This is a genomic window from Streptomyces sp. NBC_00029, from assembly GCF_045160505.1.
GTDB lineage: Bacteria > Actinomycetota > Actinomycetes > Streptomycetales > Streptomycetaceae > Streptomyces.
On record NZ_CP108292.1, the window covers coordinates 540,217 to 564,983 of the forward strand.

The 24,767-nt window shown below is 74.3% G+C and carries 12 protein-coding genes; 10 read left to right on the plus strand and 2 right to left on the minus strand.

Annotated features, from left to right (window positions below; genetic code table 11):
* Positions 1–103 precede the first annotated feature (103 nt).
* A complete protein-coding gene (locus OG753_RS02710) occupies positions 104–466 on the minus strand; it encodes a subtilase-type protease inhibitor (RefSeq protein ID WP_405792512.1) in 363 nt (120 codons plus the stop codon).
* Between the two features lie 460 nt (positions 467–926).
* Between OG753_RS02710 and OG753_RS02715 the strand changes: the two genes are divergently transcribed.
* The 7 genes from OG753_RS02715 to OG753_RS02745 all read left to right on the plus strand — a co-directional run bounded on the left by OG753_RS02715 (position 927) and on the right by OG753_RS02745 (position 7,972).
* On the plus strand, positions 927–2,096 hold the full coding sequence (locus OG753_RS02715; protein ID WP_405786935.1) for an alpha/beta hydrolase family protein: 1,170 nt from the start codon (positions 927–929) through the stop codon (positions 2,094–2,096).
* Positions 2,097–2,305: 209 nt separating this feature from the next.
* Positions 2,306–2,965 carry a hypothetical protein gene (locus OG753_RS02720; RefSeq protein ID WP_327260465.1) on the plus strand — a complete coding sequence of 220 codons (660 nt, stop codon included), beginning with the start codon at positions 2,306–2,308 and terminating at the stop codon, positions 2,963–2,965.
* A 223-nt stretch (positions 2,966–3,188) separates the two neighbouring features.
* Positions 3,189–3,794: an isochorismatase family protein gene (locus OG753_RS02725; RefSeq protein WP_327260466.1), complete on the plus strand. Its 606-nt coding sequence runs from the start codon at positions 3,189–3,191 to the stop codon at positions 3,792–3,794.
* A gap of 23 nt (positions 3,795–3,817) precedes the next feature.
* A complete protein-coding gene (gene argB, locus OG753_RS02730; RefSeq protein ID WP_327260467.1) occupies positions 3,818–4,723 on the plus strand; it encodes an acetylglutamate kinase in 906 nt (301 codons plus the stop codon).
* Between the two features lie 213 nt (positions 4,724–4,936).
* Positions 4,937–6,331: a lysine N(6)-hydroxylase/L-ornithine N(5)-oxygenase family protein gene (locus OG753_RS02735; RefSeq protein WP_405786937.1), complete on the plus strand. Its 1,395-nt coding sequence runs from the start codon at positions 4,937–4,939 to the stop codon at positions 6,329–6,331.
* Between the two features lie 6 nt (positions 6,332–6,337).
* Positions 6,338–7,717: a condensation domain-containing protein gene (locus tag OG753_RS02740; protein ID WP_405786939.1), complete on the plus strand. Its 1,380-nt coding sequence runs from the start codon at positions 6,338–6,340 to the stop codon at positions 7,715–7,717.
* A gap of 48 nt (positions 7,718–7,765) precedes the next feature.
* Entirely contained in the window at positions 7,766–7,972 is a 207-nt protein-coding gene (locus OG753_RS02745) for an MbtH family protein (RefSeq protein WP_405786941.1), read from the plus strand.
* A gap of 90 nt (positions 7,973–8,062) precedes the next feature.
* Here OG753_RS02745 and OG753_RS02750 read toward each other — a convergent pair whose 3' ends face one another.
* On the minus strand, positions 8,063–8,563 hold the full coding sequence (locus OG753_RS02750; protein WP_327260471.1) for a GNAT family N-acetyltransferase: 501 nt from the start codon (positions 8,561–8,563) through the stop codon (positions 8,063–8,065).
* Between the two features lie 218 nt (positions 8,564–8,781).
* Between OG753_RS02750 and OG753_RS02755 the strand changes: the two genes are divergently transcribed.
* The 3 genes from OG753_RS02755 (at position 8,782) to OG753_RS02765 (ending at position 24,767) form a co-directional block, all read left to right on the plus strand.
* Positions 8,782–9,021, plus strand: a complete 240-nt coding sequence (locus tag OG753_RS02755; protein ID WP_327260472.1) for a phosphopantetheine-binding protein — start codon at positions 8,782–8,784, stop codon at positions 9,019–9,021.
* 38 nt (positions 9,022–9,059) lie between these two features.
* Entirely contained in the window at positions 9,060–10,385 is a 1,326-nt protein-coding gene (gene entS / locus OG753_RS02760) for an enterobactin transporter EntS (protein ID WP_405786943.1), read from the plus strand.
* Positions 10,386–10,487: 102 nt separating this feature from the next.
* A complete protein-coding gene (locus OG753_RS02765; RefSeq protein ID WP_405786945.1) occupies positions 10,488–24,767 on the plus strand; it encodes an amino acid adenylation domain-containing protein in 14,280 nt (4,759 codons plus the stop codon).

Consider the following 24,767-nt stretch of genomic DNA (forward strand, 5'->3'; position numbering starts at 1 on the left):
TCCGGGAGGCGGGGCGCTCCGCGTCGGCGTGTTCCCGGCGTTGCCGGCCGAGGATCGCGGGGGTGGCTTCCCCCGCCCGGCCGGGCGCAGGTGCGACGCGGGATCAGAACGCGAAGACGGCGTTGCCGTTGAGTGTCGCGGCCATGACGCAGGAGTTGGAGAAGGTGTTCTTCCAGGAGACGCGGCTGCCCTTCCACACGCCGTCGGCGGTCACGGTGACCGGGGCGTAGTGCATCGGGCAGGCGCGGTCCGGGTCCGGGGCGGCCAGGAGGCGGTCGAGCGCTCCGCCGGTGGAGTTGAGGGCGGCGCAGGCGGCCCGCGGGTCCGGGTGGGTGCCCAGGGCGGTCGGGGCACAGCTGAGGGTCGACGCCCGCAGGACGGTGGAGGTGGCTGCGTCGTCGCCCTGCGAGACGCTCAACACCAGGGCGGAAGGGGCGTACAGGCTGGAGGGCTGTGCGGCTGCCATGCCGGTGGTGCCGATCACGCAGAGGAGTGTGGCGGCAGAGGCAGCTGCGATGCGGTGACGCACGACGAGACTCACTTTCAATTCGAAGGTTGAGCGCGATATTTGGTTTCGATATCGCGTTTCGGTGGGACCAGACTGTCCGACCTCAGGGCCCACCGCACATCGATGACCGATTTACGGACAGAGCATTCGCATATCGACTACCGAATGGTCGTTCGGGCAGCTCACGGGGTACATCCCACCCCCTGCCGGTAGGCGCCGACGGACGCCGCGGCGGCTGCGACGTGCAGCACCGCCCCCGCTGACCTGCCGTCGGCCGCACGCGGTTCACCGGACGGCCACGGAGCATGACCGGATATGGGCGTTCACGCCACGAGGGCGCGGTGCGACGGCGTCCCAACTCCGGGACATCTCGGCAAAGTTAGGTAAGGCTTGCCTAAAAATAACCTAGGATGCCGCCATGAAGAAGATCATCCGCGTACTGACGGCGGTGACGGCCGGCCTGGCCCTCGCCGCACCGGGCACGCTCACCACCCCCGCCACGGCCGCATCCGCCCCGGCCGGCGCCCCCAGACTCGAACTCCCCCGGCCCACCGGGGACTTCGCCGTGGGCCGCGACACCCTCCACCTGGTGGACCGCGAGCGCCGCGACCCCTGGGCGCCCACGGCCGACCGGGAATTACTGCTGTCGCTGTACTACCCGGCGCTCGCTCGCACCGGAACTCCCGCTCCCTATATGGGCGTTCCCGAGGCCAAGGCGCTGCTCACCGACCGCGGGCAGCTCGGCGACCACGTCACCCCCGAGCGCGTGGCCGCCACCCGGACCCACGCACGGGCGGACGCGTTGCCCCGGCCTTCCGCGCACCGCTACCCGCTGATCGTGCTGTCGCCCGGCTTCACCCTGCCCCGCGCCTCGCTCACCACCCTCGCGGAGGACCTCGCCAGCCGCGGTTACGTCGTCGCCGCGGTGGACCACGCGTACGAGTCGGACGGCACCGTCTTCCCCGGCGGCCGGACGCTCACCTGCAAGGCGTGCGAGCAGGTGTTCCCCGACGGGTCTCTGCACCGGGTCTCCGACGGCCGGGCCCGGGACGTTCCGTTCGTCCTGGACCGGCTGACCGGCCCGCGCTCCGCGTGGCGGTACTCCTGGCTGATCGACTCCCGGCACATCGGCATGGCCGGTCATTCGATCGGCGGCGCGGCCGCCTCGGCCACCATGGCCGTGGACCCGCGCGTGGACGCCGGGGTCAACATGGACGGCACCTTCTTCACCCCGGTCCCCGAGACCGGCCTCGGCGGACGGCCCTTCCTGATGCTCGCCGGCGACCCCGCCCTGCTGCCGCCCGACTTCCCCGACACCTCCTGGGAGGACAGCTGGCCCCGGCTGGACGGCTGGAAGCGCTGGCTGACCGTCACGGGAGCAGGGCACCCCGGCTTCACCGACTGGCCCGTACTGGGCGACCAGGCGGGCTACCCGCATCCGGAGACCCCGCTGTCGGGCACCCGCTCCCAGCAGATCACGCGGGCGTACGTCGGCGACTTCTTCGACCTGCACCTGCGCGGGAAGCCGGCGCCACGGTTCGACGGCCCCACGGCGGCCGACCCGGAGGTCGTGTTCCACCGCGACTGAAATCCCGCACGGGGCGCCCGGCGTCCACGGTGGTGCGCCGGTGGCGGCGTGGCGGCGGTGGTGCGGGCGTGGGGTCCGGAGAACTGCCGTGCGCCGCAGCCGGGTTGACTCGGCACCCGGTGCTGCACGGGAATCCCACGACCGAGGACGCATATCTCGCCCAGCACTCGACTCTTAGGTTAGGCTTACCTAATAGTGGGGGTGTGGGGATGCAGGAGAAAGCGCAAGACCAAGCGCAGGACCAAGCCCAGCAGGACGAATGGGCCGACGAAGTACTGGCCTGGATGGGCTCGCAGGAGGAGATGGACCGGGCGCTGCGCGACGCACTGCGTCGCACGCCCAGTCAGCGCGAGGAAACGATCGCCCGGATGGCCGACGCCCTCCGCGGGGCGGCCCAGGGACTGACCATCCCCGGGTGCGCGGCCGCGGCCGGGGTTCCCGAGCGCATTCTGCGCGAGTGGCTGGAGATCGACGCCAGTTTCGCCACGGCGCTGCGTTCCGCGCACGCGCTGGCCGAGGCACACGGACTGAGGCCGGGGACAGCGCCCACCCCGGCCGCGTTGCAACTCATGCTGAACGCGATCCGCAAGGGGGCGGCCTGGCCGGCCGCGGCGACCCTCGTCGGGATCTCGGTGCGCGGGTTCAACCGCCTGCGCGCCGAGGCGCCCCCCGTGGGAGCCCTGATCGCGGCGGCCCAGCGGGCCCGTTCGGCGAAAGCGGGCAGCGGCCGGCGGCGCAGACCCCCCGAGGCGGCGAACCGCCGGGTCGGGTACCGGATCGTGCAGCTCGACGACCCCCTCCTGTCCCCGGACGCCCAACCGGACGGCCCTGCGGGCGGGTTGGGCGACCGCACCATACGCCGGGACTGAGCCGGAGCACCTGAGAGCGCGGGGCCCGGAGACCGAACCGGGCAGGGACGGACTCTCACAAGATCCAAATTGGTTAGGTTAGGCTAAGCTAAGCACAAGATGAGGGGCAGGGCATCCTCCACCCCTCGTCGAGCTCCGCGCGCCCGTTCACCACCGGCGCCCCGCGTAGCGCCGGCATCAAGGAGATCCAGCCGTGGGCCCTGCGACCATTGCCCCTTACCCCATGCCCACCCAGGACGTCGTGCCGCGTTCCGCGGCACCCTGGTCCGTCGACCCCGACCGGGCCGCCCTGCTGATACACAACATGCAGAACCATCTGCTCCGGCCGTTCCCCCGTGACCACTCACCCCTCGTCGACCTGATCGGCAACATCGCCGCACTGCGCCGCTCCGCGCGACGGCTCGGCCTCCCGGTCGTCTTCAGTGCGGTGCCGTCGGCCGAGCGCCCCGAACAGCGGGGTCTCGCGGCCGAGATGGAGACAGGACCGGCGGCGGACGACCCCGACGTGTCGATCACCGAGGAACTCACCCCGCACCGGGGAGAGCACCTGATCACCAACGCGCGGCACAACGCCTTCCTGCGCAGCCACCTGGAGCGGATCCTGCGCACCTCGGGCCGGGACCAGCTGATCCTGTGCGGCGTGTTCGCGCACTCGGGCGTGCTGCTCACCGCGGCGGACGCCTTCATGAACGACATCCAGCCGTTCGTGGTCGCCGACGCGGTGGCGGACACCTCCGCGGAGGAGCACGCGCTCGCGCTGCGCTGGACGGCCGCACGCGGCGCCGTCGTCAGCACCACCATGACCCTCATCGACGAACTGGAAGCCTGAATGACGACCCCCCACCCCGCGCCGTGAGCGGACCTGCCGCGCCACGGGCGCGCACCCTCATCGAGGCCCTGCCATGGCTGGAGCGGTTCCAGGGCCGCACGGTCGTGGTCAAGTTCGGCGGAAACGCCATGGTGAACGAAGAGCTCAAGGCGGCCTTCGCCCAGGACGTGGTCTCCCTGCGCTACGCGGGGCTCCGGCCGGTCGTGGTGCACGGTGGCGGCCCGCAGATCAGCGCGATGCTCGAGCAACTCGCCCTGGAGGTACGGTTCGCCGCGGGCCTGCGGGTGACGACGCCCGCGGTGATGAACGTGGTCCGCATGGTGCTGGCCGGCCAGGTCCAACGGGACATCGTCGGGCTGATCAACCGTCACGGTTCCTTCGCCGTGGGGATGACCGGCGAGGATGCCCGCACCCTGTCCGCCGTGCGACGGCCGGCCCTGGTGGACGGCGCGGAGGTGGACATCGGCCTGGTGGGCGACATCGTGCACGTGGACCCCGACACCGTACGGGGACTGCTGGAGCGGGGCCGCATCCCGGTGATCTCCCCCATCGCCCGGGGGGCGCACGACGACAACGTCTACAACATCAACGCGGACCTCGCGGCAGCCGCCCTCGCCGAGGCGCTCGACGCCGAGAAACTGGTGATGCTCACCGACGTCGCCGGCCTCTACGCGGACTGGCCGCACAGCACGGAGATCATCGACCGGCTCACGGCGCGCGAACTGGGGGAACTGCTGCCCTCGATGGCCGGTGGCATGGTGCCCAAGATGGAGGGCTGCCTGCGGGCGGTGCGCTCCGGTGTCCGGATGGCGCACGTACTGGACGGCAGGGTTCCGCACGCCCTGGTCCTCGAGGTCTTCGCCGACGAGCACACCGGGACCACGGTGGTGCCCGACGCCCCGCCGGGCGGGGACTCCCCCCTCCGCTGAACCGGGGGAGGGCGTACCACCCAGGCCCCTCCCCCACCCGCACCCCGTGGCCGGTCCGGCCACGGGGCCTTCGGCGTGCCCAACTGACGTGCCACCAGGTCAGGTTGACGCTCGGTGAGACAGCCATGGGTCCAACTTGACAGCTTCCGGCCTGTCAGAGATGTTAGGCCAGCCTTACCTAAGCAAATGGGGTAGGACCGAGGAAGGATGGGCATGTCCGCACCGCACGCGAGCTCCACACCCGGGGACGCTCTCCCGGACACCAGGGACCTGGTGGGCATCGGCTTCGGGCCGGCCAACCTCGCCCTGGCGATAGCGATCCGGGAGCACAACGGCCGGCGCGCCCCCGGCGAGGCGATCCGTGCCTCGTTCATCGAGCGCCAGGCCGACTTCGGCTGGCACCAGGGCATGCTCCTCGAAGGGGCCACCATGCAGGTCTCCTTCCTGAAGGACCTGGTGACGATGCGCAATCCGGGGAGCCCCTTCAGCTTCCTGCACTACCTTCAGGACCGGGACCGGCTGGCCGACTTCATCAACCAGAAGTCCTTCTTCCCCACCCGCCTCGAATTCCACGACTACTTCCGCTGGTGCGCGGCCTCCTTCAGCGGTCTGGTCGACTACGCGACCGAGGCCGTCGAGGTGCGCCCGGCGGGACCGGCCGACGCCGTGGACCGGCTGGACGTCATCACGCGGCCCGCGTCCGGGACCGGTCCGCGGCGCGCCACCCGCACCCGCAACCTCGTCCTCGGGACCGGGCTGCGCCCCCGCGTCCCGGCCGGAGTCAGCACCGGCCCGCACGTCTGGCACAACCGCGACCTGCTCCACCGGGCACCGGGGCTGACGGTGCGTCCGCACCGCCGGTTCGTGGTGGTCGGCGCCGGCCAGTCCGCCGCGGAGACGGCCGACCACCTGCACCGCACGTTCCCGGACGCCGAGGTGTGCGCCGTGTTCACCCGGTACGGGTACAGCCCCGCCGACGACAGCCCGTTCGCCAACCGGATCTTCGACCCGGCCGCCGTCGACGAGTTCTTCGCGGCGCCGGAGGAGGTCAAGCAACGGCTCATCGGCTACCACGCCAACACCAACTACGCGGTGGTGGACGGCGATCTGATCGAGCACCTGTACCGGACCGTGTACCAGGAGAAGGTCGCGGGCACCGAACGCCTGCGCATCCTCAACACCACCGCCCTCACCGCCGTGGAGGAACTCCCCGACGGGGCACGGGCCGTGGTGCGCTCCCTCACCACGGGAGAGACCCTCACCCTCGACTGCGACGCGGTGGTCCTGGCCACCGGCTACCGGCCCACCGAACCGGCGGAGCTGCTCGGCGACCTGGCCGGGGAGTGCCTCACGGACGGGCAGGGACGGCTGCGCGTCGGCCGCGACCACCGGGTGGAGACCACCGACCGCGTCCGGGCCGGCATCTACGTCCAGGGCGCCGCGGCCGAGCACACCCACGGCATCACCGCCTCCCTGCTGTCCACGCTGGCCGTGCGCTCGGGGGAGATCTGCGACTCCCTGCTGCTGCGCGTCGCCGAACGCGAGGTGCAGGCCGCTCTGGCGACCAGGGCGGCCGTCGCCGACGGCGTCCCCGCGCACCGGGGCTGAGCGGCCATGCCGCGCACCGATACCCCGGCGGCGGCCGGGAGGACCGGCCTCACGGCGGCGCAGGCGCACATCCTGGCGGCCCAGAGCGCGGATCCCTCGTACGCCGGCCACAACGTGGGCCAGTACATCGAGCTCGTCGGCCCGCTCGACACGGCGGCGCTCGACGAGGCCGTGCGCCGCACCCTCGACGAGGCCCCCTGGCTCCGCTCGCGGCTGATGACCCGGGGCGGCCTGCCGCGCCTGGACACCTCCGGGGCGGCCGACCCGGTGGGCGCCGCCGTCGAGCTCGTGCGCGGCCAGCTCGCCTGCCCGCCACGGGCCGAGCTGCTCACCGCCCCGGCGGGCGCCGGCCCGGCACCCGATCTCACCGGCGCCCTGCTGGTCAGGGTCGGCCGCGAACGCCACCTGCTGGTGCAGTACTTCCACCTGCTGGCGGTCGACGGGTACGGAGTGGCGCTGCTCAGCCGACGGATCGCCGACGTCTACACGGCCCTCGTGGCCGGACGCCCGCCCGGCCCGACCCCCTTCGAGCCGGTCTCCGTACTGGCCGACGCGGACCGCGCGTACACCGGCTCGGCAGCGCAGGCCGCGGACCGGCGGTACTGGACGGAGCGGTACGCCGACCGCCCGGCACCCGTGTCCCCCGCCGGCCGGGCCGCCCCGGCCCAGGACACCGCGCGGCGGCACACCGTGCACCTCGACGCGACTGACAGCGCAGCCGTACGTGCCGCCGCCCGCTCCGCCCGCGTCACCTGGGCCGAGGTCGTGCTCGCCACCACCGCGGTGCGGGTGACGGCGCAGGCAGGAGCGCGCGAGGCGGTCCTCGCCGTGTACGCGGCGGCGCGGACCGGCCCGGGAACGCTACGGGTGCCCGCGACGGCGGTGAACGTGCTGCCGGTGCGGCTGCCGGTCCGCGGGGCGGACACCTTCCGGTCGCTCCTGCACGCGGCGGCCGGCGAGCTGACCCTGCTCCGCCGTCACCAGCGGCTGCGCGGCGAGGAGCTGGCGCGCGAGCTGTGGCCCGAGTACGGGGGCGGCCGCGTCCCCGGGCCGCTGGTCAATCTGCGGCCGTTCGAGACGGACCTGGACTTCGGCGGGATCCGCGGCCGGGTCGTGAGCCTCGCCTCGGGCCCGGTCGACGACCTGTCGGTGTCCGCCGGGGCGGACGCCGACGGGCGGCTGCGCCTTGACTTCGACGCCAACCCGGTGCTCTACGAGGAGGGTGAACCGGCCCGGTTCGCCAGCCTGTTCACCGAGGACCTGGCGGCGCTCTGCGGCGCCCCCGACGCTCCGGTCGCCTGCCTCGCGGGGTCCGATCCCGTACCGGCCCCGGCCGCGGCACCGGGGTCCGGCCCGCCCGGGCCGGACTCCCCCGCCCACCACTGATCCCATCCCCGTTCCGACCACCCCGGTCATCACCCAAGGAGAGACACCATGGCCACCAACCCGTTCGAGGACGACGACGCCCGCTACTTCGTCCTCGTGAACGCCGAGAAGCAGCATTCGCTCTGGCCCGCCTTCGCGGAGGTTCCCGCGGGCTGGACCGTCGTGCACGGCGAGGACAGCCGGGAGGGCTGCGCCGCGTACACGGAGGCGAACTGGACCGACATGCGGCCCGCCAGCCTGGTCGCCAGGAGCTGACGCCGGGGCCGCCCGGCCCCCGGTCACGCGTGGGGCCGGACCGGAGGATGCCCTCCGGCCCGGCCCCCGGTCACGTGCGGACCGTACGGTTCACAGCCGTCGGGAGAGCACCTCCGAACCGCGTGCGGGGTCAAGCGCCCCCGCCCAGGCGACGGGTGCCCGCCCCGGGCACGCCGGCGCGAAGCCGTGCCGCCGGAAGAAGGCGGCGCCGCCGGTGGTCGCGGTGAAGACCTCCCGCACGAGGCGGTTTCCGGCGTCGGCCAGCGCGGCGCGCAGCAGCGCGGCCCCGAGTCCCTGGCCCTGGTTCCCGCTCGCTACGCAGAAGTTGTAGAGCACGGCGGCTCCGTCCCCCTCGTCGCTCAGGGCGAGGCAGCCCAGGACCGCGGTGCGGCCGCGCCCGGTCGCGAGGAGGAACTCCCCGGCGTGCGCGAGGTAGTGGTCGATGCTGCGGGGCCGTAGAGCCCCGGAGCGGATGAACGCCAGTGAGAGGGCGTGGAGGGCGGGGGCGTCGTGCAGGCGCGCCCGGCGCACCAGCGGCGGGAGGCCCTCCGTGCCGTGCAACGGGGGACGGGGGGTGGCGGCAGTAATCACAAAGTTAGGTTAGCCTTCCCTAAATTACGCCGCAATTCCGCCTCCCGGCCCAACACATCACACGCAGAGGCGGCAGAGGCCAGTTCATCCAGGCGGCAGCCCCGTGTTCACCACACCCCGCTTGACGTGCAGCTATGCATTTAGTTAGGTAAGCCTTACCTAATGCAATGCTGAAATGTCGCCGCCATTCCACCGATCACCGAGGAGAGAGCCCCTCCATGTCCGCTTCCCCGCCCTTCACGCTCGACCGGCTGGTCCGCGACGTCGCCGACGTGCTCTACACGGAGCCCGCCGACGTCTCCCTGGAAGAGGACCTGCTGGACCAGGGCCTCGACTCCATCCGGCTGATGTCGCTCGTCGAGAAGTGGCGGGCGGAAGGCGCCCGCATCAGCTTCGTGGACCTCGCCGAGCGGCCGACCCTGCGCCAGTGGGCCGAGCTGCTCACCGCAACCCCCTGATCCTCCCTCCCCCGCACCTGCCCGCCCCGGAGCCTGCCGTGCCCTTGCGTGACTTCGTCATAGACATCGAACCCCTGCGTACCAGCAGGGACTTCCGCGCCATCTTCATCGCCCGCGTGGTGTCCCTGTTCGGCCTCGGCATGGCGACGGTGGCCCTGTCCGCCCAGGTGTACGGTCTGACGCGCTCCACCTTCAACGTCGCCGTCGCCAGCATGATCATGAGCATCACCGTGCTGCTCGGGTCGCTCTGGGGCGGCGTCATGGCCGACCGGAGCGACCGCCGGCGCCTGATCGTGTGCGCCCGTGGGGCCGCCGCCCTCGCCTTCGCCGGCCTCGCCGTGAACGCGATGCTGCCCGACCCCACCTTGTGGGGCATCTACGTCTGCGTCGCCTGGGACGGCCTGGCCACGGGCGTCAGCGTGACGGCCCTGATGGCCGTCGCGCCGACCCTGGTCCGCCCCGACCAGCTCCCCGCCGCGGGCGCGCTGATCTCCCTGACCGGTGAGATCGGCTCGGTCAGCGCGCCGTTCCTCGGCGGCATCCTGCTCGCGCTGTGGGGGCCCGGCCCCGTCTTCGCCTTCACCGCCGTCACCACGGCCGTCACCACTGTCCTGATCTCCCGCATCCGCCCCCTGCCCCCGGTCAAGGACGACGAGGAGGACGAGGAGGCCGCCGCCGACAGCGGATCGCTGCTCGTCGCGTTCAAGTACGCCGTCCGCAATCGCGTCGTCGGCGGCCTGCTCGTGCTCGGCGGCGTGATGGCCCTCTTCAACCTCCCGGTCGTGCTCTTCCCCGAGATGGTCGACCGGCAGTTCCAGGGCGGCGAGGTCATGCTCGGCCTCCTCTACACCGCCCCCGCCATCGGCGCGGTCGTCGTCTCCGCCACCAGCGGCTGGCTGACCCGGGCCGCGCGGCCCGGCCGGCTGCTGATCGTCGCGGCGTTCACCGGTGGCCTGTCCGCCGTGGGCTTCGGCCTCAGCGGCAACATCTGGGCGGCCTTCGCGCTGCTCGCCGTGGGCGGAGCCGCCGGAACGGTGTACGAGATCCTCGAGTACGCCCTCGTCCAGCACAGCACCCCGGACCGGCTGCGCGGCCGCATCGTCAGCGTCATCACCACGCAGGGCACCACCGGCGGCGTCGTCGGCGACGTCGAAGTGTCCGCCCTCGCCCGCTGGTTCAGCCCCGGTGGCGCGGCCGTCGTCAACGGCGCTGTCTGCGCCGTGGCCGCCCTCGCCGTGGCGATCGCCGTACCCGGCCTGCGCAGGGCCACCCTTCCCCGCGACGAGGGGGACGAGGAGGACCGGCACGACGACGGGCCGGGCCCCGACTCCGCCGGTCTGAAGCCCGCCGCCCCCGCGGCCTAGACAGGGCCTCCCGGGCCCGCCCGCAGCCCCCATCCCGTCGACCTCCCCCGGCCGGTCCCGCCACCGGCCGGGGACCCGCAGCGAATCTGGAGCACGATGTCCATGACCGAGCGTCCCTCCCAGCGCCTTCCCCTCACCGGGGCCCAGACCGGTGTCTGGTACGGGCAGCGGCTCGACCCCGACTCCCCGGTCTACAACGTCGGCCAGTACGTCGAGATCGACGGCCCCCTGGACGCCGGCCTGTTCGTGACCGCGCTCCGGCAGACGGTCGCCGAGAGCGAGGCGCTCACGGCGCGCTTCGCGGAGGGCCCGGACGGGGAGCCGTACCAGGTCACCTGGAGCGGGCCCGCGGCCGGACCGCTGGTCGCCGTGCTCGACCACACGAGCCAGGACGACCCGTACGGCACGGCGCTGTCCCTGATGCGCGCCGACATGGCGCGCCCGGTGGACCCGGTCCGGGACTCCCTGTACGTGTTCACGCTGCACAGGATCGGCCCGGACCGCACCCTCTGGTACCAGAGGGCCCATCACATCGTCCTGGACGCCTTCGGGTTCTCCCTCCTCTCCCGGCGCACCGCCGAGATCTACACGGCCCTCGCCGGGGGCGTGGAGCCCGCGCCCGGGCCGTTCGGCGGGCTGGAGGTGATCCTCGGCGAGGAGCAGGACTACCGCGCCTCCTCCCGGTTCGCCGAGGACCGCGCCTACTGGCTGGAGCGGCTCTCGGACCACCCCGAGCCGGAGCCGCTGAGCGGTGCCCGTTTCCCCGCGGCGCACGCGTTCCTGCGCGACGGCGCCACCCTCACCCGGGAGGAGACCGCCGGCCTCCTTGCCATCGCCCGGGCCGCCAAGGCCAGTTGGGCCGATGTCCTGACCGCCGCGTTCGCCGCCTACCTGCACCGCGCCACCGGCAGCCGGGACGTGCTGCTGTCGCTGCCCGCCATGGCGCGGCTCGGCTCGGCGGCCCTCAAGGTGCCGTCCATGGTCGTCAACGTGCTGCCGCTGCGCGTCGCTGTGCGCCCGCAGACCCCCCTCGCCGAGCTGGTCGCCGCGGTCGCCTCGGACATCCGCGACCTGCGCCGCCACCAGCGCTACCGGGCCGAGGACATCCGCCGCGATCTCGGCCTGGCCGGCCGCGAACAGGGCCTGCTCGGACCCATGGTCAACATCAAGGCCTTCGACAACTCCCTCGACTTCGCCGGAGCAGCAGGCTCCGTGCACAACGTCGCCGCCGGCCCGGTGGACGACCTCACGCTCGGCGTTTACCACGACGCCGCCGAGGGCCGCATCCGGTTCGAGCTCGACGCCAACCCGCAGGCGTACGACGCCACGTCGCTGGCCGCGCGCCGCGCCGAGTTCGCGCAGTTCCTCCGCGAGGCCGCCGCGGCCGGGCCGCAGGCACCCGTCGGGCGCCCCGACCTGCTCTCGCCGACGGCCCGGGACGCCCTGCTCCTCGACCTGAACGACACCGGCCACCCGGTGCCGGCCGGCACCGTCGTCGACGCCTTCGAGCACGCCGCCCGGCTGCACCCCGAGATGCCCGCGGTGATCGCGGGCGGCCACACGCTGGGCTACGCGGCCCTGGAGGAGCGCGCCAACCGGCTCGCCCGCCTCCTGATCGGCCGCGGCGCCGGCCCGGAGACCATCGTCGGCCTCGCGCTGCCCCGCACCCCGGACCTCGTGGTCGCCCTGCTCGCCGTCATGAAGGCGGGCGGCGCCTATCTGCCGCTCGACCTCGACTACCCCGCCGACCGGCTGGAGTTCATGGTCGGGGACGCCCGCCCGCTCTGCGTCCTGACCACCCTGGACTGCGCGGCGACCGCCCCGGTCGTCGACGGGGTCGAGACCGTCGTCCTCGACGCCCCCGACACCCTCGCCGAGCTGGCCGACACCGCCGCCCACGCCCCGACGGACGCCGACCGCACCGCGCCGCTGGACGGCGGCCACCCCGCGTACGTGATCTACACCTCCGGCTCCACGGGCCGGCCCAAGGGCGTCGTCGTCCCGCACGCGGCCCTGGCCAACTTCCTGCGCATGCAGGCCCACGAGCTCGAACTGGCCCCCGGTCAGCAGCTCGTCGCGGTCACCACCATCTCCTTCGACATCGCGGCCCTGGAGATCCACACCCCGCTGATCAGCGGCGCCACCGTGGTCCTGGCCGACCGCGACACCGTACGGGACCCGGCCGCTCTCGCCACGCTCGTCGACGCGCACCGGCCCTCCGTCATGCAGGCCACGCCGTCGCTGTGGCACGCCCTGCTGGAGGACGGCCGCCCGGCCTCGCTCGGCGGCACCCGTGTGCTCGTCGGCGGAGAGGCGGTGCCCGCCGCCCTCGCGGAGCGCCTCGCGCGCACCGCGCGGTCGGTCACCAACGTGTACGGCCCGACCGAGGTCACCGTCTGGGCGACCTCCCGCCTGCTCCGCCCCGGGCACACCGGCGTTCCAGACATCGGGGAGCCGTTCTGGAACACCCGCGCCCACGTCCTCGACGGGGCCCTGCGCCCGGTCGGCGTCGGCCGGCCCGGGGAGCTCTACCTCGCCGGTGACCAGCTCGCGCGCGGTTACCTCGGCCGCGCCGCGCTCACGGCGGAACGTTTCGTCGCTGATCCGTACGGGCCCGCGGGCAGCCGGATGTACCGCACCGGTGACCTCGTACGCCGCACCGCGGACGGCCGGATCGGCTTCCTCGGCCGCGTCGACGACCAGGTCAAGCTGCGCGGCTTCCGCATCGAACTCGGCGAGATCGAAAGCGCGCTCACCGCCGGTGAGGGCGTGGACCGGGCCGTGGCCCTGGTCCGCGAGGACCTTCCCGGATTCCCGCACCTCGTCGGCTACGTCACCCCCGCCGGCCAGGGCCCCGGACCCGACGCGGCGGACCTGCGCCGGGCGCTGGCCGAAGTGCTGCCCGAGTACATGGTCCCGTCCGCGGTCGTCGTCCTCGAGGCGTTCCCGCTGACGGCCAATGGAAAGATCGACCGCCGTTCCCTGCCCGCGCCCGATCTGGCGGCGCTGGCGGGAGCCGGGGCGCGTGCCCCGCGCGGGGCCCGCGAGGAGATCCTCTGCGGGGTCTTCGCCGACGTGCTGGGCCTGGAATCCGTGGGTCCCGACGACGACTTCTTCACCCTCGGCGGGCACTCGCTGCTGGCCGCGCGGGTGGTCGCCCGCGTGCGGACCGCCCTGGGCACCGAATGCGGGATCCGGGACGTGTTCGAGGCGCGCACCGTGGCCGCACTCGCCACGCTGCTGGCCGGGCGCACGGCCGCCGCCCGTCCGGCGCCCGTCGCGGGTCCGCGCCCGGACCCGCTGCCGCTCTCGTACGCCCAGCAGCGTTTGTGGTTCGTGCACCAGGTGGAGGGCGCGAGCGCCACCTACAACATCCCGTTCGTGGTGCGCTTCGACACGGCGCTCGACGCGGACGCCCTGGCCGCGGCCCTGCGCGACGTGGCGGGCCGCCACGAGGCCCTGCGGACCGTCTTCGGGGAGCGGGACGGGGAGCCGTACCAGCGGGTGCTGGACGTGGCGGAGGCCGGGGTCCGGCTGCACGTCGACGACGTGGCCGGCGACGGGTTCGAGTCCGCGGTCCGGGAGGCGCTGGGTCATCTCTTCGACCTGTCCGGGGAGGCCCCGCTGCGGGTGACCCTGGTGCGTGACGCGGCCGGCGGTGAGCAGGCCCTGGTGGTCCTGCTGCACCACATCGCGAGCGACGAATGGTCGATGGGGCCGTTCCTGCGCGACCTGGAGCGGGCGTACGCGGCCCGCTGTGCGGGCGAGGACCCCCAGCTCGGGGTTCCGGCCGTGCAGTACGCCGACTTCGCGCTGTGGCAGCGGGAGCTGCTGGGCTCGGCGCGGACCCCCGGTTCGCTCGCCGCATCCCAGGCGGCGTACTGGCGCGAGGCGCTGGCGGAGCTGCCTCCGGAGGCCGGGCTGCCGGCCGACCGGCCGCGTCCGGCCGTGGCCGACCCGGCCGGGGCCGTGCTCTTCAAGGCCGTGCCGCGCGAGCTGGCGTCCGCGGTGCGGTCGCTGGCCCGTGAAACCGGTACCAGTGTGTTCATGGTGGTCCACGCGGCGGTGGCCGCGGTGCTGCACCGGCTCGGCGCGGGCGAGGACATCGTGCTGGGCAGCCCGGTCGCCGGGCGGACCGACAGCGCGCTCGACGACCTCGTCGGCTTCTTCGTCAACACGGTGGTGCTGCGTACCGACCTGTCCGGCGACCCGTCCTTCACGGAGCTGCTGGACCGGGTGCGCACGGCCGATCTGGCCGCGCTCGACCACGCCGACCTGCCCTTCGACTCGGTCGTGGAGGAGGTCAACCCGCAGCGTTCGCTCTCCCGCCACCCGCTCTTCCAGACGATGGTCTCGCACAGCACGGTGACCCAGGACGTGGCGAACCTGTTCGGGTACCCGGCCCGGGTGGACCGGGTGGACCCCGGTGTCACCAAGTTCGACCTCGACATCACCTTCTCGGACGCGGCGCACAGCGACGACCTGGAGCTGGAGGTGTTCTACGCGACCGCGCTGTTCGACCGCCCGACCGTGGAGACCTTCGTCCAGCGGCTGCTGCGCGCGCTCGCTGCGGCGGTCGCGGCTCCGGCGGACCCGGTGTCCTGGTGGGAGCTGCGGGACTCCGCCGAGCGGGCCCGGCTGGCCCGCTGGAACGACACGGACCGGCCGGTGGAGCCGGGTGCGGTGACCGAGGTGTTCGCGGCCCGGGCGGCCGCGGCTCCCGACGCGGTGGCCGTGGTCGCCGGGGAACAGCGCCTCACCTTCGCCGAACTGGAGGACCGGGCGGGCCGGCTGGCGGCCCTGCTGGCCGAGCGCGGGGTCGGCCCGGACGCCGTGGTGGCGCTGGCCGTGCCGCGTTCCGCCGACACCGTGGTGGCGACGCTCGCGGTGCTCAAGGCGGGCGGCGCCTACCTGCCGCTGGACCTGGACCACCCGGCCGAGCGGATCGCGTTCATGCTCGGGGACGCGGAGCCGGTGTGCACGGTGACGACCCGGGCGGCCGCGGACCGGCTGCCCGGTGCGGACCTGGTGGTGCTGGACGACCCGGCGACGGCCGAGCGGCTGGCCGCCCTCGCACCCGCGGCCGATGTGCCCGTGGACCCCGAGCACGCCGCGTACGTCATCTACACCTCCGGTTCCACCGGCCGCCCCAAGGGGGTCGTGCTGCGGCACGCCGGTCTGACGCGGCTCTTCCGCGACCACGAGCGGGAGCTGTACCTGCCGGTCGCCGACCGGCTCGGGCGCCGGGTGCGGGCGCTGCACACCGCCTCCTTCTCCTTCGACTCGTCCTGGGAGCAGCTGCTGTGGCTGGTGGCGGGGCACGAGCTGCACGTCCTGGACGAGTACGGCCGCCGGGACGCGGACGCGGTCGTGGCGTACGTGCGCGCCGAGGGGATCGACGCCCTCGACGTCACTCCCTCGTACGGCCGGCAGCTGGTGGACGCCGGGCTGCTGGCGGGCGAGTGGCGGCCGCCGCTGTTCCTGCTGGGCGGGGAGGCGGTGCCGCCGGCGCTGTGGGAGGAGTTGCGCACCGTACCGGGCGTGGAGGTCGTCAACTACTACGGGCCCACCGAGTTCACGGTGGACGCCCTGGTGGCGCGGGTCGGCGACTGTGCCTCGCCGGTGGTGGGCCGGCCGCTGGACAACAGCAGGGCGCACGTGCTGGACGGGCGGCTGCGGCCGGTGCCCGTGGGGGTGCCGGGTGAGCTGTACCTGGCGGGCGAGCAGGGAGCGCGCGGCTACCTGGGCCGGTCCGCACTGACGGCGGAACGTTTCGTCGCAGATCCGTTCGGCTCCCCGGGCGCCCGGATGTACCGTACGGGCGACCTCGTACGGTGGCGGGCCGACGGCCTGCTGGAGTTCCTCGGCCGCGTCGACGACCAGGTCAAGATCCGCGGCTTCCGTGTGGAGCCGGCCGAGGTCGAGGCCGAACTCTCCGCCCTGGACGGGGTGACCTCGGCCGCCGTGGTGGTCCGCGAGGACACCCCGGGCCTGCCCCGGCTCGTCGGCTACGTCACGGGCTCGGCCGATCCCGGCCGGCTGCGGGCGGAGCTGGCCGGGCGACTGCCCGAACACCTGGTCCCGGCCGCCGTGATGGTGCTGCCGGTGCTGCCGACGAACGTGAACGGAAAGCTGGACAAGGCGGCGCTGCCGGTGCCGGTCGCGACGGCCGACAGCTCCGGGCGGGCCCCGCGCGGGGATGCCGAGGAGCGCCTCGCCGAGGCCTTCGCCCAGGTCCTGGGGGTCCCCTCGGTCGGAGCCGAGGAGGACTTCTTCCGCCTCGGCGGGCATTCCCTGCTGGCCACCCGCGTGGTGGCCCGGATCCGGACGGCGCTCGGCGCCGACTGCTCGGTGCGGGACGTGTTCGAGCTGCGCACGGTCGCGGCGCTCGCACAGCGGCTGGCCGGCCGCCGCGCGGCGGCCCGCCCGGAGCTGACCGCGGGGCCGCGCCCCGAGCGGCTGCCGCTGTCGTACGCCCAGGCCCGGCTGTGGTTCCTGCACCGGATGGACGGCCCGAACGCGACCTACAACATCCCGCTGGCCCTGCGGCTGCACGGTGAGCTGGACACGGCCGCGCTGGAGGCTGCCGTGCACGAGGTATCGGCCCGGCACGAGGTGCTGCGCACCGTGTTCGCGGAGGACGCCGAGGGCCCGTACCAGCGGGTGCTGGAGCCCGCCGACGCGGCGGTGCCCTTCGTGGTGGCCGAGGTCGAGCCGGCTGATCTCGTCCGGAGCATCGACGCGGGGGCCGGTCACGCCTTCGACCTGGAGCGCGAGACGCCGCTGCGGGTGAGCGTGCTGCGCACCGCCGCCGACGAGCAGGTGCTGCTCCTGCTGCTGCACCACATCGCCGGTGACGAGTGGTCGGCCGGCCCGCTGCTGGCCGACCTGTCCGCCGCCTACGCGGCACGGTGCGCGGGCGGGGTCCTGGACACCGCGCCGCCCGCGGTCCAGTACGCGGACTACGCGCTCTGGCAGCGCGAGCTGCTGGGCGAGGCCGTGACTCCCGGATCCGTCGCGCACGGGCAGGCCGGCTTCTGGCGGGAGGCCCTGGCGGGCCTCCCCCAGGAACTGGAGCTTCCGGTCGACCGGCCGCGTCCGGTCCGCCCCACGCACGAGGGCCGGACCGTGTCCGCGGCGCTGCCGCAGGAGCTGGTGGCGGAGCTGGAGGCACTGGCCGGGGAGCGCGGCACCACGATGTACACGGTCGTGACCGCGGCCGTGGCGGCGCTGCTGCACCGCCTCGGCGCGGGCGAGGACATCCCGCTCGGCAGCCCGGTGGCGGGGCGCGGCGAGGAGGCCCTGGACGGGCTGGTCGGGTTCTTCGTGAACACCCTGGTCGTCCGGGCCGACCTGGCGGGCGACCCGTCGTTCGCCGAACTCCTGCGCCGTACGGCCTCCTTCGGGGCCGCCGCCCTCGCCCACGCGGACCTGCCGTTCGACGCGGTCGTCGAGGCGGTCAATCCGGAGCGCTCGCTGTCGCGGCACCCGCTCTTCCAGACGATGGTGGCCTACGAGGACGGCGGTGCGGAGCCGGTCCGCGCCCTCGGCTCCCTGCCGGCCGAGGAGTTCCCGGTCTCGGCGGGCAACGCCAAGTTCGACCTGGAGATCCTCTTCCGCCGCACCCCGGGCACCGACGGCTCGCCCGCTGCGATGACCTGCGGAGTGCGGTACGCGACCGACTTGTTCGACGCGGAGACCGTACGGTCCCTGCTGGCCCGGCTGCTGCGGCTGCTCGGCGCTGCAGCGGCGGCCCCCGAGGTCCCGCTGGCCGAGCTGGAGCTGCTGGACCCCGCCGAGCGCGCCCGGGTCCTGGACGGATGGAACGACACCGTCCGGCCGGTCGCGCCGCAGACCCTGGACTCCCTGGCGGCGGCCGGCTCCCGGCGCGATCCGCTGGCCACGGCCCTCGTCCTCGAGGGGCGTGAGCTGTCGCGCGCCGAGTTCGAGGAGCGGGTCAACCGGCTGGCGCGCTTGCTCATCGGCTCAGGGGTCGGGCCGGAGTCGGTGGTGGCCGTGGCCCTGCCGCGCTCCTTCGACCTCGTCGTCGCCCTGCACGCGGTGGTCCGGGCGGGCGGCGCCTATCTGCCGCTCGACCTCGGTCTGCCGGCCGAGCGCCTGGCGTACATGGCGGAAACAGCTGCTCCGGTCTGCCTGCTGACGGACCTGCCCTCACTGGGGGCGCTGCCGGACCTGCCCGACACCGAGATCCTGGTCCTGGACGCCCCCGAGCGGGTGGCCGAGCTCGCCGCGCTTTCGGGCGGCCCGGTCGCGGACGCGGACCGGCGCGCGCCCCTGCTGCCCCGCCACCCCGCCTACGTCATCTTCACCTCCGGCTCCACCGGGATGCCCAAGGGCGTGCTCGTCGAGCACGAGGCGATCGTCAACCGGCTGCGCTGGATGCAGGACGCGTACGGCCTGGACTCCACCGACCGGGTGCTGCAGAAGACCCCGGCGAGCTTCGACGTCTCCGTCTGGGAGTTCTTCTGGCCGCTCGCCGAGGGCGTCCCGCTGGTCATCGCGCGCCCCGACGGGCACAAGGACCCGCGCTACCTCGCCGACCTGATCCGCGAACAGCGCGTGTCGGTCCTGCACTTCGTCCCGTCGATGCTCGCCGCGTTCCTGGGTGACGCCGAGATCACGGACTGCCCGTCCCTGCGCCTGGTCGTGTGCAGCGGCGAGGCCCTGCCGGGCGAGCTCGTCGGCCGCTTCCACGCGTCCGCCCCCGGCGGCGCGGCCCGTCTGGTGAACCTTTACGGCCCCACCGAGGCGGCCGTCGACGTCACCGCCGCGGACTGCCCTTCCACCGGCACGGGTTCCGCGTCCGTGTCCATCGGCAGCCCTGTGTGGAACACCCGCGTCTACGTCCTCGACGCCCGCCTGCGGCCGGTCCCTGTCGGGGTTCCCGGCGAGCTCTACCTGGCCGGCGTCCAGCTGGCCCGCGGCTACCTCGGCCGCCCGGCACTCACGGGCGAACGCTTCGTCGCCGACCCGTACGGCACGCCCGGCGCCCGCATGTACCGCACCGGCGACCTGGTGCGCTGGAGCCGGGACGCGCGGCTGGAGTACCTGGGCCGCACCGACGACCAGGTCAAGCTGCGCGGATTCCGCATCGAACTCGGCGAGATCCAGGCCGTGCTCGGCTCTTCCCCCGACATCGCCCGGGCCGCGGTGATCGTCCGCGAGGACCAGCCCGGCGTGCAGCGTCTGGTGGCCTACGCCGTCCCCGCGCCCGGCGCCACCATCGACCCGGCCGCCCTGCGCACCCTGGCCGCCGCCCGCCTGCCCGAGTACATGGTCCCGGCCGTGGTGGTGCCGCTCGCCGTGCTCCCGACCACCGCCAACGGCAAGCTGGACCGGCGGGCGCTGCCCGCGCCCGCCGCGCCGGTCGCCGGGTCGTCCCGGGCTCCGCGCGACGCCCGCGAGGAGATCCTCGCCGGGATCCTGGCCGACGTCCTCGGCCTGGAATCGGTCGGTGTGGAGGACGACTTCTTCGCCCTCGGCGGCCACTCGCTGCTCGCGGCGCGTGCGGTGGGGCGCTTCAGGTCCGCGCTGGACGTGGACTGCGCCATCCGCGACCTCTTCGAGATGCGGACGGTCGCCGCGCTGGCCGCGCTGCTTGCGGAGCGGACCGGCGCCGGGCGTCCGCGCCCCGCGGCGGCCGTGCCGCGGCCCGAGCGCCTGCCGCTGTCCTTCGCGCAGCGCAGGCTGTGGCTGCTGGACAGCGTCCGCGGCCCCGGCACCACCTACAACGTGCCCCTCGCGGTGCGGCTGAGCGGGCCGGTGGACACCGCGGCCCTGGAGGCGGCGGTGCGCGATCTGGTCGGCCGGCACGAGAGCCTGCGGACCGTGTTCCGCGAGCACGGGGGCGAGCCGTACCAGGTGGTCCTGCCGGCCGAGCGGGCCGGTGTGGCTCTGACGGTGCGCGAGGTGGCGGCGGACCTGCTGGAGGAGGCGGCGGTCCGCGTCGGCGGGCACGTCTTCGACCTGGCCGCCGAGGCGCCGGTGCGGGTCACGCTGCTGCGGGCCGCGCCGGACGACCACCTGCTGGTGGTGCTGGTGCACCACATCGCCACGGACGAGGGGTCGGCCGGCCCCCTGCTGGCGGACCTGGACCGGGCGTACGCCGCGCGGGCGGCGGGCGCGGAGCCCGGCTTCGCGCCGCTGCCGGTGCAGTACGCCGACTTCGCGCTGTGGCAGCGCGAGTTGCTCGGCGACGCCGGCGATCCGGACTCGGTGGCGGGGCGGCAGGCCGCGTACTGGCGGCAGGCCCTGGCCGGCGCCCCCGTGGAGCTGGCGCTGCCGGCCGACCGGCCGCGGCCGGCGGTCCCCTCGTACGAGGGGGACGTGGTGACCTTCGAGGTGCCGGCGCGGACCGGGGCGGGGCTGGCGCGGATCGCCCGGGAGAGCGGTGCGACGCTGTTCATGGTGGCGCACGCGGCCGTCGCGGCGCTGCTGCACGGGCTCGGCGCGGGTGAGGACATCCCGCTGGGCAGTCCGGTCTCGGCCCGGGAGGGCGAGGAGCTCGACGGGCTCGTCGGCTTCTTCCTGAACACACTGGTGCTGCGCGCCGACCTGTCCGGGGACCCGACCTTCGCCGAGCTGGTGGCCCGGGTGCGGGACACCGGGCTGGCGGCCTTCGCCCACGCCGATCTGCCGCTGGAGGCGGTCGTCGAGGCGGTGGATCCGGAGCGGTCCCGGTCGCGCAATCCGCTGTTCCAGACGATGGTGACCTACCACTCCGTGGACGGTGCGGTTCCGGAGCTGTTCGGGCTGCCGGCGCGGGAGTTCACGGTGGAGACGGGCGGCGCCAAGTTCGACCTGGAGTTCGCCTTCGGGGCCTCCCAGGAGCACGGGGCGATAGCGGGCGGCATCCGCTTCGCGACCGACCTCTTCGACCGCGGAACCGTCGAACTGCTGGCCCGACGGCTGCTGTTGCTGATGGAGGCGGTCGTGGCGGCGCCGGACCGTCCGGTCTCGGCGGTCGAGGTGCTGGACCCGGCGGAGCGCGAGCTCGCGCTGCACGGCTGGAACGACACCGTCCGCCCGCTCGGCGGCGCGCGGACCCTGGCCGCTCTGGCGGCGGCGGGCGCGAAGGAGGAGACCGCTCCCGCGCTGGTCTTCGAGGGGCGTGAGCTGTCGCGCGCCGAGTTCGAGGAGCGGGTGAACCGGCTGGCGCGGCTGCTGATCGACCGCGGGGTGGGCCCGGAGTCGGTGGTGGCCGTGGCCCTGCCGCGCTCCTTCGACCTCGTCGTCGCGCTGCACGCGGTGGTGCGGGCGGGCGGTGCCTATCTGCCGCTCGACCTCGGTCTGCCGACCGAGCGCCTGGCGTACATGACCCGTACCGCCGAACCCGTCCTGATACTCACCGACACCTTGTCGGGAACCTTGCTGTCTCCCGAAGTGGGCAGGGAGCGGGTCCTGCTGGACTCCCCCACCGTCCGCTCCCGCCTGACCGCACTGGACGGCTCGGACCTCTCCGACGCGGAGCGGCGCGCACCCCTGCTGCCCCGCCACCCCGCCTACGTGATCTTCACCTCCGGCTCCACCGGGATGCCCAAGGGCGTGCTCGTCGAGCACGAGGCGATCGTCAACCGGCTGCAGTGGATGCAGGGCGCCTACGGCCTCCGTCCCGGAGACCGGGTGCTGCAGAAGACCCCGGCGAGCTTCGACGTGTCCGTGTGGGAGTTCTTCTGGCCGCTCGCCGAGGGCGTCCCACTGGTCATCGCCCGTCCGGACGGGCACAAGGACCCGCTGTACCTCGCCGACCTGATCCGCGAGGAGCGCGTGTCCGTCCTGCACTTCGTCCCCTCCATGCTCGCCGCCTTCCTCGGCGAGACCGGGACCGCCGGCTGCCCGAGCCTGCGGCTGGTGGTGTGCAGCGGCGAGGCCCTGCCCACCGAGCTCGTCACCCGCTTCCATGCCTCGGCGGCGGGCGCCCCGGTGGCACTGGAGAACCTCTACGGCCCCACGGAGGCTGCCGTGGACGTCACCTCGGGCGCCTGCACAGCGCTCACCGCCGCCGAAGGACGGGCCTCGGCCCCGATCGGTCTGCCGGTGTGGAACACCCGCGTGTACGTGCTCGACGCACGCCTGCGGCCGGTGCCCGTCGGGGTTCCCGGCGAGCTGTACCTGGCCGGCGTCCAGCTGGCCCGCGGCTACCTCGGCCGCCCGGCACTCACGGGCGAACGCTTCGTCGCCGACCCGTACGGCGCGCCCGGCGCCCGCATGTACCGCACCGGCGACCTCGTACGGCGCCTCGCCGACGGGCGCCTGGACTACCTCGGCCGCACCGACGACCAGGTCAAGCTGCGCGGATTCCGCATCGAACTCGGGGAGATCGAAGCCGTCCTGACGGGCTCGCCCGAGGTGGACCGGGCGGCGGTGATCGTCCGCGAGGACCAGCCCGGCGTGCGCCGCCTGGTGGCCTACGCCGTCCCTGCGCCCGGCGCCACCGTCGACCCGGCCGCCCTGCGCACCCTGGCCGCCGCCCGCCTGCCCGAGTACATGGTCCCGGCCGTGTTCACGGAGCTGGAGCGGCTGCCGTTGTCCGCGAACGGCAAGCTGGACCGGCGGGCACTGCCCGCACCGGTGATCGCCGGACCGGCGGCCTCCGCCGCCCCGGCGGCGCAGGTGCCCGCCGGGACCCCGGAGCAGATCCTGTGCGCCCTGATGGGTGAGGTGCTGGGCCTGCCCGGAGTCGGCCCCGACGCCAACTTCTTCGAGCTCGGCGGCGACAGCATCGTCTCCATCCGGCTGGTGGGGCTGGCCCGCAAGGCCGGGCTGACCGTCTCCGCCCGGCAGATCTTCACGCACCCGACCCCGGCCGCGCTGGCCTCGGTCGCCACCGTGCCCGAGGACTCCGCCGCTCCCGCCGCAACGACCGCCGACGCGGGTCCCGGCCCGCTGCCGCTGCCTCCGGTGGCGTCCTGGCTGGCCGAACGGGGCGGCCCGTTCGCCTCGTTCGCGCAGGCCCGGCTGGTCCGGCTGCCCGTCGGGGCCCGGCGCCCGCACCTCACGGCCGCGCTGCAAGCCGTACTGGACCACCACGACGCGCTGCGCCAGCAGCTGACCGTGCCCCGCCCCGGGGTGTGGAGCGCGGAGATCCGGCCGACGGGCGCGGTGGACGCCTCCACCGTCCTGGAGGGCGTGGACGCGGTCGGCCTGTCCGACACGGCCCTGCGCGAACTGGTCGCCGCCGAGTCCGAGCGGATCTGGCGCCTGCTGGACCCCGAAGCGGGGACCCTCGTGCGCGCCGTGCACCTCGACCGGGGTCCGGCCGAGCCCGGCCGGCTGCTGCTCGTCGTCCACCACCTCGCGGTGGACGAGGTGTCCTGGCAGATCCTGCTGCCCGACCTGGAGGCGGCCCACGAGGCCGCCGCTGCGGGCCGGACGCCGGACCTGGAGCCGGTCGGTACCCCGCTGCGGGCCTGGACCACGCACCTGCTGGCCGAGGCGCAGAGCCCGCGCCGCACCGCCGAGCTGGACCGCTGGCTGGCCGCCGCCCCCGGCGGGCCGCTGCTCGCCGGACGTCCGCTGGACCCGTCCACGGACACGGCGGCCACGGCTCGCCGGCTGTCCGTACGGATCTCCGCCGAGCGCACGGCCCCGCTGCTCCAGGCCGTTCCGGCAGCCTTCCACGGCACCGTCGGGGACGCCCTGCTGAGCGCGCTGGTCCTGACGGTCGGCGACTGGGCGACCCGCTCGGGCCGGACCCGGCCGGACGGGTTCACGGTGGACCTGGAGGGTCACGGCCGGGAGCAGGAACTGCTGCCGGGCGCCGACCTCACCCGCACGGTGGGCTGGCTGACCAGCATCCACCCGCTGCGGCTGCCGGTGGGCGCCTACGACCCGGCGGCGGTGACCGCCGGGCGCGCGGACGCCGGAGCACTGCTCAAGGAGGTCAAGGAGCTGCTGCGGGCGGTGCCCGACGGCGGGCTGGGCGCCGGCCTGCTCCGCTACAACAACCCCTCCACGGCGCGGCTGTTCGACCCGGCGGCCCGGGCCGAGATCCTGTGGAACTACCTGGGCCGGCAGACCGGCCGGGCCGATTCCGCCTGGGGCCCGGCCCCGGAGGCGGACGCCCTGTCCGCCCGTCCCGACCCGGCGATGCCGCTCTCCCACGTACTGGAGATCACCGCGGAGATCACCGACGGGGACGGCGGGCCGGAACTCACCGCCCACTTCATCTGGGCGGGCGAAGCGCTCTCCCAGGACACCGTGGGGCGGCTCGCGGACGGCTGGACGGCCGCCGTGGACGCCCTCGCCGCCTGGGCCGACGGCGGCACGTCCGCGGGATACACCCCCTCGGACCTCGACCTGGTCGATCTCGACCAGGACCAGATCACCATGCTCGAAGAAATGTGGAGGGCCCAGCAGTGA

Bases quoted from the DNA above. Each gene is read 5' to 3' on its own strand.
- OG753_RS02735 (WP_405786937.1), top strand. From the start codon at position 4,937: ATGTCCGCACCGCACGCGAGCTCCACACCCGGGGACGCTCTCCCGGAC.
- OG753_RS02715 (WP_405786935.1), top strand. From the start codon at position 927: ATGAAGAAGATCATCCGCGTACTGACGGCGGTGACGGCCGGCCTGGCC.
- OG753_RS02765 (WP_405786945.1), top strand. From the start codon at position 10,488: ATGACCGAGCGTCCCTCCCAGCGCCTTCCCCTCACCGGGGCCCAGACC.
- OG753_RS02720 (WP_327260465.1), top strand. From the start codon at position 2,306: ATGCAGGAGAAAGCGCAAGACCAAGCGCAGGACCAAGCCCAGCAGGAC.
- OG753_RS02745 (WP_405786941.1), top strand. From the start codon at position 7,766: ATGGCCACCAACCCGTTCGAGGACGACGACGCCCGCTACTTCGTCCTC.
- OG753_RS02755 (WP_327260472.1), top strand. From the start codon at position 8,782: ATGTCCGCTTCCCCGCCCTTCACGCTCGACCGGCTGGTCCGCGACGTC.
- OG753_RS02710 (WP_405792512.1), bottom strand. From the start codon at position 466: ATGGCAGCCGCACAGCCCTCCAGCCTGTACGCCCCTTCCGCCCTGGTG.
- OG753_RS02740 (WP_405786939.1), top strand. From the start codon at position 6,338: ATGCCGCGCACCGATACCCCGGCGGCGGCCGGGAGGACCGGCCTCACG.
- OG753_RS02725 (WP_327260466.1), top strand. From the start codon at position 3,189: ATGCCCACCCAGGACGTCGTGCCGCGTTCCGCGGCACCCTGGTCCGTC.